Origin of the sequence: Candidatus Poseidonia alphae (assembly GCF_943787815.1) — an archaeon.
Classification (GTDB): Archaea; Thermoplasmatota; Poseidoniia; order Poseidoniales; family Poseidoniaceae; genus Poseidonia; species Poseidonia alphae.
Genome location: NZ_CALSNW010000003.1, coordinates 456,203 through 470,349 on the forward strand (window position 1 = coordinate 456,203; position 14,147 = coordinate 470,349).

Genomic DNA, 14,147 nt, shown 5'->3' on the forward strand with positions numbered 1-14,147 from the left:
TCTACGAAGTATGCAGGGTAGCGATACGCATACACTTTTCTCTCGCGGCGCTTTTTGGCTGCTCGTTATTTTGATGGTAACGACACCTCTCAGCCCCCTCACCTCCTTCATTTCGGAGGACTCTAATGCGGCAGCAGGTACTCGTCACGTGTACGAGTTCCATGACGGTTCTACGGAATATGTTGCTCTCTACCAGGGCGCCAATCCAGACAATGGGGCAAAGGTCAACCTCCCGCGCGGCGCCTTGGTTACCGATGTTAGCATGACGTTGTCCGGGGCCTCTGCAACCGGATGGTCACAAGTGGTTTCCGACACACGTGCACAATGGGTTGCCGGACAAGAGACGAACATGGATGACCGCAGTGGCGACTTGACGCTTTCAATGGACAGCATCAGCGAATCCTTCCACCCCCACGGGTTTGATGAAGAAGCCGACCCCAATTCCGATGCCTGGTTGGACAACGGTTCCTATGCTCTGCGTCAACCACACACCTCAAACGCAACAGAAGGGCTCTTCTCTCAACAAATAACCAAAACCTCCTCGAGTTTCATGGCTCAAAGTCAAGGAGCGATTCTCAAGCACCACGATTGGCTGTTCCTGTCAACTTGGTCCTCTTCATCCTTCAACAATGTTGTTCATCGGCTTTACCCCAATAACGCAAGCCGAGAATCCATTATCACACTTGACGAGGCTCAATGCAATCTGCCTCAGAAACATTCTTCCTCATACTATGGATACTATGGATTTAGAGATTGGACGGTCACGGACGATGAACGACTGTTCGGAATTTTATCTGGATACCGATACACCTACGGTTCCAATGCACCTGTGAATTACCACCGTGTTTTGGAAATGGACATTTCCAGGGACAGTGTCTGGACGTGCATCGATTCATACGATATTTCCGCAGGTGCGGGTGATTATACCGGAATTGCTTACGACAGAGATACCGATAAGGTCTGGGTAGTTCACAATCAAGGGGGCAAGATTGTATCTTACGATTTCAGTGGCGATGGTACCTCAACATGGGACCGCGATGAGAAGTACTACACCTTCACATCGTCCTCATCAAGCAGCCGTGAGTGCGGACAATCCAATCAAATGGTTCGTGGATTAGAGGTCAACTCAACGACGTTTTTCATGCGTTGCCAGAAGGATTCATACTACAACGACAAAGATCAACTGGAAGCATGGGACATCTCCGGCTCTGCTCAAGCACTTATTCCACAATCAAACACACGCCAAATCTCACGCCTCGGTTATGGATTGCAGTTTGATGGAGACCGCTTCATCACCGTTGATTCCGGCTATTCAACTTGGTCAGGGGCTTCGTTGTACTACCGTGAATTCGGGACGAGTTGGATGTATGAAACAACCCCTGCACCAGGAACCACCACATGGTACGGTCCAGTGACCGAGTATGCAGACGATGTTTTGTCTGCTAACGTTCAGACCTACTGGTCTGCGGCATCCATTGGAGACCGTGTTGATTACTGGATTTCTGCCGATAATGGGACCCACTGGGAACAGGTGGTCTCCAATTCCACGATTCACTTTGATTATCCTGGAAAGGAATTGGTTTGGAAAGCTCAATTAATCGGCTCAACTGCAGTCTCATGGTGGGTTGATATTGATACAGCAACGGCATATGCTCCCACTGGAGATTGGACCTCACCGTATTACAATACGGGTACGAAGGTCGGTAAAGTGCGGCCAGCATGGGTTGCGGATGTCCCCGCTGGGACGACCCTTCAAGTATCTGTTTCTAACGACAACGGAAGCACTTGGTTGGATGCCGAAAACAATGTTGAAACAAGTTTCTCAACCGATGCTGCAGGGAATACCTTGCGTTATGCAATCTTCATGACCACCAACAACACTGCCGTCACGCCAACCGTTGACAGTTTCATTCTGTGGTATGAAGAAGGATATCCTGACCGGCCAATGATCGATATTGGAGGAGATGGAGTTTACGATTGGGAAGCGATGATTTTCCTCAACGAATCTGCCGTAATAGCTTCAGATGAATCCCAAGTAGGCGTCATTGTGAAGAAAGCTCCATCGTTGATCGATGCCTTTAACGATTACATTCCCGAAAACGGAGAAGGAATGCTTGAGATTCCTATTGCAATCAAAGCAGCTACCTCTGGACGCATCCGTGTGTCCAATATTGACGTGACCTACGCCATGCAAACTCGTGCAATTGATGCCTCCTTTGAAGGGGGGTTGGCTTCACCCGATGGGGCCTATCGAAACCTCATTACTCGAGTTGCTCCGGGAGACGATGTCGACCGTGTCACCGAGGTTACCATTGAACTGAACCACAGCCACGGTGCGAATCCATCGTTCACTTGGCTGCGAGGCGATTCATGCAACACCAACAGTGACGCCGGTGGAATCGTGGTATTTGACACTGGGAACTGTACCTCAACAGTTGATGCCCTCGGCGTTGTTTCAATTTGGATTCCGACGTTGGTCAATTGGAGTTGGGACGATGAAACAGACCTTGAAGCCACAATCACGGTCAAGGACGACCTCGGTGTCGCTGTCGACCGATGGGATACTACGAGCATGAATTTGGTCATTGAAAACGACATTCAACTGGACGGTCTTCAAGTTTGGGAAGAAACAGGTCGACAGTTATACCCCATGGATTGGGTCCGTGGAGGATTCAATCTTAGCTTCGCTGGAGGACTTCACTTCCAAGATTCACAACTCATGCCTCCAGCAGGTAGCTTTAGTTTGCGAGTCATCGGCCAAAACGTCACTTACGACGGAGACCCTATCGGGGCTTCAGTTTTGCTTCATGAAGAGGTTAACCCTGCATTTGGAGAATATAACTTAACCTTTGTTTCCCCGGTCGAATCAGCTCCTGGTGGAATGATATTCTACGTTCAAGCCGTTGATTTAGAAAACGGTTCAACGTATTCGAATCCCGGTTATAATTCAATTCGTTTGATTCTTGACGGTAATTCACCCCTTGTTCTGTCTGCAACTCCTTCGGATGGAGAAGAGCGCCATGCAGGTTCTACCGGCGTTGGGCAAGCCGTTTCATTGGTCGTCCAAGATTCGGTTGACCCGCCACAACAAATCACATTGAATTATTGGGTGGGATGCAGAGCGAGTGACGCCATTGGTTGCAACGATTACAACTTCGATGGGTTGCCCAACGAAGATGAGTACGAACGTAAAACCCTCTCCTCACCTGAAACAAGGGCTGGGGGACTCAACATCTTTGAGGGACTCATTGACGATTCAATGTTGCTTCACGAGCAACGGGTGTCATACTTCATCACCGGAAAAGACCAGCAAGATAACCTCATTGCAATGGGTGGAGGACCCGTCTGTCCAGTTACCAACGTGGTTTGCGGAGACCGACCAGGAGAAGTTCTCCCCGATTGGTCTGCAGACCTTTCCACATACACCATCAGGCAAGAGTTTGAACCCACGGTCGACCTGGGGAATTCGTCAATTCTAGGTCATGATGACTATGAGCCACTTCACCCTGGTATTCCTTACACCGCACGAATTCTTATCAGTGACCAAAACGGTTGGGATGATATCCAATTCATTCAAGTTGCGCTTGGTGGAGATCTGGACGATGACGAGTCCTCATTGTTCATCAGTCTCGCACCGGATGAAAACGGAGACCCCGTTGCTGTAATGGAGACTGGCTCGGATTTCATCGCTGTATCAAACCTTTATTCAACAGTAGAACTTGATGCGACTAACAAGAGTGTGGTTGTCATTCAGGCTCGCTTCCAATTGACTTGGCAGTTCCCTGAATCGTTTGATACCGATGGAGTGAGTCATTTCATACCGAAGGTCTTGGTTGCCGACTTGCCGTGCAATGAAGGAGAAATCGAACCCTGCTTTGAAACACGTTTCGGTATGGGTGATGATTGGTGGAGTTTGGACAATGACTTCCGATTTGATACTGAAGCTGGCCACATTCGTGCAGTGGAACTCCGCAACAGCGAAAACCACTACAATTCAGAGAACATCGAGACCATTATTGGTGCAGGCCAAGCCCTCCGTGTAAACGGTCGTGTGTTGTTCTCAGAAGACGAGACACCCGCTCCCGCTGGTGCCTTTGATGTCGTCTTTGGAGATTTTGAAAACAACTGGCGCACGTCCACTCGAGCCGACGGAGAATTCAGTCTTGATTTGCTCGTCCCTGCAGTTCGTTCAGGTCATCTCGACCTCAGATTGAATATGGATGACCTGCCTGGTCTTGCCTTCGACGAAACACCCGTTCAACCTCGTGTTCGCTTGGCGGTCGACAGTGTTCGGCCGACCATTGAAAGCATCGGTCTCAATACCGTTCTACCAGGGGCACCTCTGTCCATTGGAGATGCATCCAACCTGAAGGTCATGCTCGAGACCAACGACGAAAATGGATTTGATTACAGTGAACCGGCTCTGTTACATTACAGAGTCAAAGCCGGCGAAGCTGAGATTTCTCGAGGCAGTGTTCTCCTTCCGGACATCGCTCCATTTGGATCCCAATTCTTCTGGAGTGGTAATCTTGATCTGACGGATTCGGGGGCGACGACCTTACTGCCCTCCTACACGGTTGACGTATGGGTTTCAGGTTCTGATGAAGCTGGAAATCCATTTGATACCTTGGGCAATTCAATGACAGACCCGTTTGCCTCTTGGCCGCTGGCTCTTCTCGGACCTCGTGTTGACCTTCAACACGAAGCCACTGTTTTACAGTGGGACAATCCAAGCCCAAATGAAGGCGAATTGGTTTCAATGTTGGTTACTGCGGATAACCTCGCAGGCGATGGTAGCGTGACCTTTGCCCTCCAACGGCTTGTCGACGGTGGATTTTGGTCTACAACCTCTGAGGCGAGTTTGGAAGCAACTTCTGGCCGAACCCTTCGGGCCAGTTTGCCGACTGTTGCAGATGTGCCTGCTGGACAATCCGTGCAATACCGAGTTCTTGTTCTCGTTGATGGTGTCGAAATGGACCGCCATACGGTGGATTCACTGATGGTCAAGGAAGAAACAGCACGTGATGGAGATGCTTTATCTCAGCAAGTATCTGATGATATTTTCAGCATTACGCTCTTCCTCATCGCCCTGATCTCAGTTTCATTTGGCTTATGGGCCATGGTGATGCGCCGAAGATTCCTGAATCCTGAGGAAGAGGATGAAGCGGACCAAACCAACGTTGTTGACGAAGAAATGAAACAGAACACTAAACTTGTTCCCGATTTGATGGAAGCACCTGCCCCAACCTCACCTCAGCCCAATATGACTGCTTTGCCCGGACTTGATCGAACCGTTCCACCTCCTGTGCCTCCAACTGGACTACCCAACGGGTGGACGACGGAACAATGGGATTCATATGGATGGCAGTATATTGACGCCCTCACAAAGTGAGATGATTCAATGGAACCCTCTGCTGGAGATGTTGACGGTCTTGTGACCCTACAGGAACGAATGGTGAACCTCATCAATCAGTTGAACATGCCCCTCGTCGAAGTTTCACTTGTTCTTCAAAAGCACATCAAGGGCCTGGGACAATCACTTGATGAGTACTTGGTCTCAACTGGAGGCACCGTTCCCGAACGCGTCTCTCAACCTTGGCCGGTTTCGGAAACCTCAACTGCTCCACCGTCGAACTTTCCTCTGGAAAAGGTTCTCAGCATTGTTGACCATCAACGAATGGACATTCTTGAAACGCTTATCCGTGTGACCCTCATCGAAATTGAAGTATCCCTTATCGATGGAATTCTTGCGTTGCGGGCATGGGAACAATTGGCTAGAACCCAACTTTCTCTCGCATCAGGACCCGGACAATTGTTCTCCCCCCTTGAAATTCCAGAAGACTGGTAGGGATGAGATTCAAAAACAACCGTGCTGAGGGACTGGTATGGGGACTGAACGTGCGAAGGTTACTCTTTTTGTCCTCGCCCTGCTTTCAGCCAGTTTATCAGGCTGTTTCGGAGATAGTCTTGATGTCTTGCCGGAGCGAAAAGGTATTCCTGGAGGGTTAACCCTTGCTTGTCTCCAAGACGATGCGTACACGTCTATGGTGATTGAGATTGACTACGAGGCAGGTTACAAGCCAATGACCAGCAGTACGGATATGCTGGTAGACCGTCTGGAAAGTGTTTGCGACAAACCCGGCGGGATTTCCATCGATTTCACGGAAGTTGACTTTGGCCACACCGGGGATTGGTCTGCAAACGATGTGCGAGAAAAGGCTTGGGAGAACAAAGACAATTCTCCTCGTGAAGGGTCGATCTTGACCTGGCATATCCTCTTCCCTTCAGGGACCTATACTGACAGTTCGGTTCTTGGAGTAGCCGTAGACGCGTCCTCAGTAGCTCTTTTCAGTGATTCAATACAAACCGCAAATGGCCCTTTTAATCGACCTTCTGTTGAAGACGTTGAAAACAGTGTGATCGTTCATGAAGTCGGACATCTTCTCGGATTGGTCAATTTAGTCTACCAGTCGCCAGTTGACCATGAAGATGAGAACAATGAAGGACACTCAAACAATGACGATTCTGTGATGTACTGGGCGATTGAGTCGGCGGACCTTGCGAATTTCATCTTTGGAAGCCTTCCCAATGACTTTGATGATGACGACCTGGCTGACCTCGCTGGAATGGCCGATGGTTCAATCAAAGTGACGGATCAGTTGTGGAGTTAGGGTCAAACGCGAGGGCATCTCGCCACGCATCAAAAATCGACCATAGCCACAGGGCAATCCACAAAACGATGGTCAATGCAAGTGGGATTTGAAGAAGAAACCAGTCAAAACCTCGTCGGTGCTTGCGATTAAAATGCTGGCCAAGAAACAGCCCTGGGACGACGGCGAGAAGGGCTGCGAAGAGGGGGCGAAATGCCCCCCACGTCCCAACACCAAAGGTGATTTCCCGCCAAATCTCTTTGACGAGCCGAAACGGCATGAAACCGGTCCGTTGTTCATGGGCTTCTGGCGAAAATTGGACAACCAATTCTTCCTCCATATGTCCCACTGCCTTTTGGTGGAAACCGTTCCTTGTCAATCTAACCCCTGTTTTGAGCCGGATGGATGAAAAACTGAACCCTCTTGAGAAATACATGGGCACTCAACGAATTCTCGTTACAGGGTACGGGCCCTTTGGAACCCACAACACCAATCCGAGTCAAGAAGTAGCGCTTCGGTTGAAAGGGATGCACCAGGTTTGTGATTCCTCAGGTCGGGTGACTCAGGAGTTTGAAATCACCTCCAGGATCCTTTCAGTAGACCATTCCGGTGCTACTGAAACATCAAAAGCGATTCTTTCTGGTGAGCGATGGGATGCCATTCTTCACATCGGCTTGTGTGGCTCATGTGAGCGCCCACGGCTTGAACAACGGGCCCAGGACTGCCTTGACATGAGTATTGAAGATAACAGTGGTAGGGCAGTAACATCGTCCAAAATAGAGGGACACGGTCATCTTGGTGCTTGGATTGACCTTGGGAAATGGAAGCAATCGTTGCTCCCCACTGCGGTTGACATCTCCCATGATGCGGGTTCATTTGTCTGCAATGAGACGTATTATCACACGCTGTTTGCGCTGCAATCACTTCATGAAGGCAACCTTCCACCGCCATGCCTCTTTCTCCACATCCCTACTGAGGACCGACTCGACGTAGAAACAAGTTCACTCTTAGCGATGCAATGTTTGGAGAACATGCTGGCCGTGCAGGATGGTTCAGTGATTGATGTTGTCGCCGCTCTCATCCATAATGAAGACGGTAGGGTGCTTCTTGCTCAACGCAGTGACGATGAGACGTGGGAATTCCCAGGTGGGAAGTGTGAGCCTGATGAGCGTTGGAACGAGGCGATCGCCAGGGAATTACGGGAGGAATTATCCGTTCAAATTGCAGCCAAGCGGATTATTGGAACTTGGGAGCATCTCAGAAACGATGTTCTTCTTCGCATTCATTTGATTGAATGCAGTATCGAAGGTGGCTATCTTCAAATCGACCCGAAGGTACATGGGGGCGTAAAATGGTACACCCCCTCACATCCACAACCACTGAACTGGACGGGGCGTGATGGGGAGATGATGGAATACATTGCCCTGCATGAATCAAAGCCACGTTGATGCCTCTCCATCGTCAAGCATGGAGCGTTCATCGTTGATTGTTCGTGGAACCTGCGCACGACCGTTGTGCCAGGTTGCTGCCTCGAGCCATTCTTTCAAACCAGAACCTTCGAGTCGGACGGTGATCACTCCACCAACCGGTTCCTTGCCCGGTATCGGGAAGGATACTTTCTCGACAACAGCAGCCTGTCGTGAAATGGTAAATTCTGTGTGCTCCTCTACGATATTACGACTCATGAAATCAAGAGCAGTGTCAAGGATTCGTTGCTCGTGTAAGGCGGCTAGAAAAGTTTGCATGGGGAGGCCCTCAAAAGACCACAATGCATCAACGGCAGACCCGAACGAAGGCTCATCTGGCATTGTCTCAACCTTCGCCTCCGGGAAAAATGAATGAACGGCTTGCATGACTTTTTGCGGAGAGTCAGCCCCAGATAATACGGTCATTACCGTGGTGCTGAGTCCTTCTCCGATACCGGTTAGCCGGAGTCTTGGCCCATCCATGTGCGGGCGAGTGGTTCGGCCTTCAAGAAGATGCTGTGGAGGTCCATTAGAAGGCGAAGTGTGAAAATCTATGCAGAGTTCCAGCGGTTATGGACACATCCGCTGGCCCCGTAATCGCCACGGTAATTCCAGTACTCAACGAAGCATTGCATATTGAGGCGTGTTTAAACGGCCTTCTCGAACAGACGGTTCCTGAAACCTCTCACATGATTTTAGTCATGGATGGTGGCTCAACCGACGGAACCGTTTCGCTCGTGAAAAATCTTATTGAAGAAGCCAAGGGTTCCTCAACACCTCGGATTGAATTGCATCATAATCCGGGGAAAACAGTAGCCCACGGCCGTAATCTTGCACTTTCACACCTTCCCGATTCGGTCGATTTCATCATAGAACTTATTGGACATGCAACCATAGAACCCACTCACATTCAACAGCGACTTGATGCGTGGAATACATGCGAGCAAAAAGCAGGTCCAACCCTAGCCGGTGTCGGTTGTAGGGTTGTTCGTCGCCAAGGAGAAATGCAGGGCGTGGAACAGTGGATTGAGGGTTGCCTTTCCTCCCCTCTTGGTCATAGCGATGGTCAGTTCAGTCAATTTACAGAAAACGGACCAACTCGGATACCAGCCTTCGTTATGCATCGCCGCACCAGCGTTGAAGCAGTCAACGGTTGGGATGAGAGCTTCATCACCAGTCAAGACAGTGAGCTTTCCATGCGCCTTCTCAATGCCGGTTTTTCACTTTACAGGGACACTGAACCAACGGTTAGTATGGTGAAGCGAACATCACTGAAGCAATGGTGGAGGATGGGCCATCGCTATGGTTTTTGGCGGACGAAAGTGCTCTTGAAACATCCAAAGCGGGCGAGTTTAGCAGAGTTTTTGCCCTTCTTTGGGCTGGTCCTTTTGGTTGGATTATTCGCTAGCGAACAGGCGCTGTGGTGGCTTCCAATTCCAGTATACTCCGTCGTGCTTATGATTGAGGGAATTCGGCATAGCGTTCGTGCAGGTTCGTTGACTTCGGTTTTTGGCGTTCCGTTATGTTTGGTGATGTTGCATACAAGTTTCACCCTCGGTCTCGCTGACGGTTTGGTCCGTAAAGGAAGGCCGCCGAAGGACCGTAAATGAGGCGCAACAAGCCCATAGATACTTGAATACAGCAGCCGACAGGAATTTGAATCACATGGGACCTCCACGCAGTTTCACTTCCCGAGGTTTGGCATTGTTGCCCCTCTTGATCATGGGAGCCTGCCATTTTTCCATTCCACCGCTTCGTGCAATGTTTGAACTTGAACCTCGAATTATGTATGGGTGGTACGTTTTTTCCCTCCTTCTCGGCCTTATTGTTTTCAGAAAAACTCGGGTGGTCAAGGATTTTGAATACAACCGTGTTAAGGCAATGAAGAAGATTAAGCACGTCTATGAGGCAGAAGAGCGTGGTGTTTGGAACACTCAAGTCGAACTGGATTCAACAATGGACAATGTCACAAAAGCTGGATTATCTCAGCCCGTTTCGAATCTTTCCAAAGAGGCCCCTGAGATGCAGGTCCCCGAAGACAACCAAATCGAAGTCAGCATGCTCAATGAAGCCAGACATATCGTCAAGGCTAACGCCAGAGTGAGCGGCCAGAATTCATTTGACGATGAGCAAATCACAGGGACGATTGGAGCCGTTCGAAAACCAACTCCGATGGATCGTATCTTTGATTTTATTTCCTCGCTGTTCGGTAGAGATGCACGAGCGGAACGAGAAGAGCAAAGAAGAAATCGGCTTGCAGCGGCAGCCGCTTCATCACCGGTAACAGCTCAACGTCCAGTTGCGCCCCTCCGAATTGAAGGTCCACGGGATGACGTGGAAGTTAACATGACCAGTTACAGTGATTCTGGAGGCGTTAAGACCGTTATCAGTTCGTCAGGTAAGGAACTCAAAAACAGCAGCGAACCGACAACTCAGGCACAAATAAAGAGTCCATCAGAATCGTATGAATCCATGGCCATGCTCGGAACTACGGTTGTTCAATCCCGTCCTGCAACCACTTCAGGTTTGGTCTGCAGAGGTTGCAATTCTTCCGTCACCGCGGGTGAACGGTTTTGCGCAAACTGCGGGTTAGATCTTTGAGACCTGTTCCGTGAGATTCAAAGGTGTCCTGTTCTCGTCATGGGTTGGGGCGAGGCTATGGCTGACAAACGAGACTATTACGATGTCTTGGGCGTTGAACGTTCTGCAAGCGAAAGCGACCTCAAAAACGCATTCAGGCGACTGGCGAGGAAATACCATCCTGACCGCAGTACTGAAGAGGATGCCGAGGACCGTTTCAAAGAACTTCAAGAAGCATACGCTGTACTTTCAGACCAACAGAAACGAGCCCAATACGACCGTTTTGGTCATGACAGTCCACAGGGTAACCCGTTCGGCGGATTTGGTGGCGGAGGGTTCAATATCAATCTCGAAGACTTGCTCGGTGGAGATTTCTTCTCGAACATGTTTGGTGGAGGGGGCAGAGGCAGAAGGCGTGAACGCCGAGGGAGCGACATTCTTATCCGCCATTCGATTGACCTCAAAGACGTTCTCAACCAATCCGAAAAAGAGGTCGTCATCGATTTGCCCGAAGCCTGTGGTTCATGCGATGGGACAGGGGCGATGGACGGAGAAATGAGTTCATGTCAACGCTGCGGTGGACAAGGTCAAGTCCGTGTTCGTCAACAAGTCGGCCCGTTCATTCAACAATCGGTCCAACCATGCGACGAATGTTCGGGACGAGGCAACATCAGCGACAATCCATGTGGGGATTGCAGTGGCTCAGGCCAAGATATGAAGAGCAAGACGCTTCGCTTCAGTGTTCCACTCGGTGCTGAAGATGGCACTCGCCTTCGCATGCGTGGGAACGGTGAACCCGCCCCTCATGGCCAAGGACAGCCTGGAGATCTGTTCATTGAACTTGAGATTGAACAACACCCTTGGTTTGAACGGAGCGGTTCGGATTTGATTATGTCGCTTCCTCTTGGATACACGGACATGGTGTCCGGAACCACGGTTTCTATTGATCATATGGACGGCAAAACATTGGACATCAAAATACCAGCAATGTCCAATTCGGGAGAAACCATCACCGTGAGTAAGCGTGGATTGCCGCGTCAGCGAGGCTCTGGGCGTGGTGACGTGATCGTTCTTCTCAAACTTCACATGCCCAAGAAATTACCCAAGGCTACCAAGAAAGCCCTCGCTGCACTCAAAGAAAGCCTCTCACCAAAGGATGTTACACAAAGCATTCTCGATGATGCAATTGACCGAAGGACTCGGTCTTGATTCATTCCTCTTCATCTCGAGTGAAGGTCGTAGGGATTCGGGATGCAAAGGGTATGGTGTTCATTCGACCGTTGAGTTCAATATCAACTGCGGGCGCATCTCCTTCCAATTCGACCATGAGGAACATACGATGTCCCTGTTTGAGGGTGTCAAGGAAGACTTCTTCTCCCTGGAATAAGAACCTCGGCTCAACGTTACGTATCGTGTAAGCTGCGCCACCGGGGGCATCGAAACGAATCGCCGCAAGGTCCCATTCACCTTCGAGGACGTGAACCCCGAGCACCAGAGGCCAAGTCCCGGGTGTCTTGGCCATTCGCCGATCAATTCTCCAAACTGCGAGATCCAAACCTTCGGTTCGGTGGTGGAGTGATGGCTTACCCCATGTGTTCAATCCATCGTTCCATTCGAGTTGTGCAACAGCATGAAGCGATCGCACCAGGTCTTTCTGGGAAGCGGTAACATTTGCTTCGCCAGAATCCAATCGTGTTCTGTACCATTCAAGTCGTTCTTTCTTGGAAAAGATCTCTCGGCCATAGTTACGGCTCCGCTGGAGATGTGCTAGAAGGTATACAACTGGGATGAGGAACGCAGTTCCCAGAACCCACCGAGCAACTCCACCCCAAAACACAGCATCTTCGCTTGGAGGGAACCAAGGCTCTTCTCCTTCATCAATTAAGGAATAACTGGGCGAGAGCGTGTAGTCAATTGATGGGACCTCGCTCCCCCATGCATGTTGGGTGACATTGCTAGAGTTGATGGCTCGGATTTGAAGATAATGTGTTCCTCTTCCTACTTGCATGCTGATTCGAAGTGAGTCCCCCGATACCACTGAAGGGACCGTATCAAGGACTTCTGATGTCATTTGGTCGACATCCCACAGTTGTGCTTCAATTTCTGAAACATTCCCTGTGATGGTAAATTGAATGAAGTGAACTGAATCTTCCCACCCGTCAACGACGAACCGATAGGTGTCAACGGTGTCATGGACGGCCAACGTCAGTTCTCCCGAACTTGCTTCGGTCAGTTCGATGGCTGGCCATGAGGTATTGTCAAGGTCGAGTGAGGCGGGAAGGTATGAGGGTGCATCAAGCCCGGCATTGTTATCCGAGTATTCATTGGTTTGAAGTTCCAGTGAAAACACTGAAACATCGTTGATGACGATTCGGCCCCCAACGTTTCCGGGGTAGGGGTAGATGGTCCTTGAATCCCCTTTCTCCAACGTATCAGTTTGACCTGTAACCCACGCCCCGTTGAGCAGTTGGTCGACACGTAGAGTCATTTGGCCTAAGCGACTGTGAAGTTCAAGGGCTTGGGTTTCATTCCAATCAAAAGCAGATATTGTGGACCCGTGCCCGAGCAGTTCTGCTCCATAAATAAGGTCTTGACCGATGAGCGGGGTTGTCGGGGTATTGGTATGGATCATGGCGTGGGCAGTCCAAATAGCAGGGAATACTGGACTTGATATCCTCACGATAAATCGCCCGTAATCCGGTGCAGTCCACCATTCCACCGGCAGCGGCAAACCGTTAAGTTCGGTGTGTCCCGATGTACTTGATAGGGTGGATTCAAACATGATTTCACCCGTCATGTTTTGGAAGTAAACGGTTACGGTTGTTTCTTCAGTGGTGTCGAGCCACTGCCATTCCAGAGTGTCCCCGTTGCTCACATCAATCGACATGTATTCATCGGCTGTTGAATTAACAACACCGGATTGCAACACATCGAGGTCGGTGCTGTCATCGACGACCGCAGCTAACGTTCCTCGTAACGTATCCATGCAAGCCACTGCATCGGTACAGACGCCGATTGGATGATGCGGTGAGGCATCAGGCGGGCCCGGTCTAACATGAGGGAAGGAATCCATCACATCGTGGTGGAGGGTGAATTGAACGGTCTCTGTTTCCGTAGTAACAATGTTCAGGGCGATTGAAGTGGTGTTCACAGAGAACAATTCGATTCGTTCGGTTCCTGATGCGTTCATGTTGTCTCCAGTCAAACTCGCTGTGCATGCTCGGCAGATGAGCGTAAGTTGAATGAAACTGTTTTCATCAAGATCAACTGTAGTTTCATATGAGGTGTTTTGGTCCAAAGCGACAACAAAAATTCGCCCTTCAAGGATTGTTGGTTCAGGGTTTGAAGCGTCGACGACTGGGAGGGTGGACGTGGCAAAAAGAACCACAAGGAAGAGGGCCAACGATGGCGTTCTCATTCTTCCCATGGCTTTGGGGCAGCGGCGAAGTCT

Annotated in this window: 10 protein-coding genes; 7 read left to right on the forward strand and 3 right to left on the reverse strand. The window is 50.0% G+C overall.

Annotation, left to right across the window (positions count from 1 at the left end; all coding sequences use genetic code 11):
- Window positions 1-10: 10 nt before the first annotated feature.
- Genes AAA857_RS06690 through AAA857_RS06700 form a run of 3 tightly spaced genes read left to right on the forward strand, consistent with a single transcriptional unit; the run spans window position 11 to window position 6,671 of the window.
- Window positions 11-5,392: a hypothetical protein gene (locus AAA857_RS06690; RefSeq protein ID WP_338174180.1), complete on the forward strand. Its 5,382-nt coding sequence runs from the start codon at window positions 11-13 to the stop codon at window positions 5,390-5,392.
- Window positions 5,393-5,401: 9 nt separating this feature from the next.
- Window positions 5,402-5,848 (forward strand): hypothetical protein, encoded by a 447-nt coding sequence (locus AAA857_RS06695; RefSeq protein ID WP_338174181.1) that lies wholly within the window; start codon window positions 5,402-5,404, stop codon window positions 5,846-5,848.
- A gap of 37 nt (window positions 5,849-5,885) precedes the next feature.
- Complete coding sequence (locus AAA857_RS06700) at window positions 5,886-6,671, forward strand: hypothetical protein (RefSeq protein ID WP_338174182.1); 786 nt, start codon at window positions 5,886-5,888, stop codon at window positions 6,669-6,671.
- On the opposite strand, the gene AAA857_RS06705 is transcribed toward AAA857_RS06700, so the two are convergent.
- On the reverse strand, window positions 6,643-6,990 hold the full coding sequence (locus AAA857_RS06705) for a hypothetical protein (protein ID WP_338174183.1): 348 nt from the start codon (window positions 6,988-6,990) through the stop codon (window positions 6,643-6,645). The two genes, AAA857_RS06700 and AAA857_RS06705, sit on opposite strands and share 29 nt — an antisense overlap.
- A 94-nt stretch (window positions 6,991-7,084) precedes the next feature.
- Here AAA857_RS06705 and AAA857_RS06710 point away from each other — a divergent pair, with 94 nt between their 5' ends.
- Window positions 7,085-8,098, forward strand: coding sequence for an NUDIX domain-containing protein (locus AAA857_RS06710; RefSeq protein WP_338174184.1), 1,014 nt, complete (start codon window positions 7,085-7,087; stop codon window positions 8,096-8,098).
- Here the strand turns inward: AAA857_RS06710 and AAA857_RS06715 are convergent.
- Entirely contained in the window at window positions 8,084-8,599 is a 516-nt protein-coding gene (locus AAA857_RS06715; protein WP_338174185.1) for a hypothetical protein, read from the reverse strand. The genes AAA857_RS06710 and AAA857_RS06715 overlap by 15 nt on opposite strands.
- A gap of 89 nt (window positions 8,600-8,688) precedes the next feature.
- Here AAA857_RS06715 and AAA857_RS06720 point away from each other — a divergent pair, with 89 nt between their 5' ends.
- The 3 genes from AAA857_RS06720 to dnaJ all read left to right on the forward strand — a co-directional run bounded on the left by AAA857_RS06720 (window position 8,689) and on the right by dnaJ (window position 11,905).
- The gene (locus AAA857_RS06720) at window positions 8,689-9,726 is read left to right on the forward strand and encodes a glycosyltransferase (RefSeq protein WP_338174186.1); all 1,038 of its coding nucleotides are present in this window, start codon (window positions 8,689-8,691) and stop codon (window positions 9,724-9,726) included.
- Between the two features lie 112 nt (window positions 9,727-9,838).
- On the forward strand, window positions 9,839-10,717 hold the full coding sequence (locus tag AAA857_RS06725; RefSeq protein ID WP_338174187.1) for a hypothetical protein: 879 nt from the start codon (window positions 9,839-9,841) through the stop codon (window positions 10,715-10,717).
- 57 nt (window positions 10,718-10,774) lie between these two features.
- Complete coding sequence (gene dnaJ, locus AAA857_RS06730) at window positions 10,775-11,905, forward strand: molecular chaperone DnaJ (protein ID WP_338174188.1); 1,131 nt, start codon at window positions 10,775-10,777, stop codon at window positions 11,903-11,905.
- 1 nt (window position 11,906) lies between these two features.
- On the opposite strand, the gene AAA857_RS06735 is transcribed toward dnaJ, so the two are convergent.
- Window positions 11,907-14,123 carry a hypothetical protein gene (locus AAA857_RS06735; protein WP_338174189.1) on the reverse strand — a complete coding sequence of 739 codons (2,217 nt, stop codon included), beginning with the start codon at window positions 14,121-14,123 and terminating at the stop codon, window positions 11,907-11,909.
- Window positions 14,124-14,147: the final 24 nt, after the last annotated feature.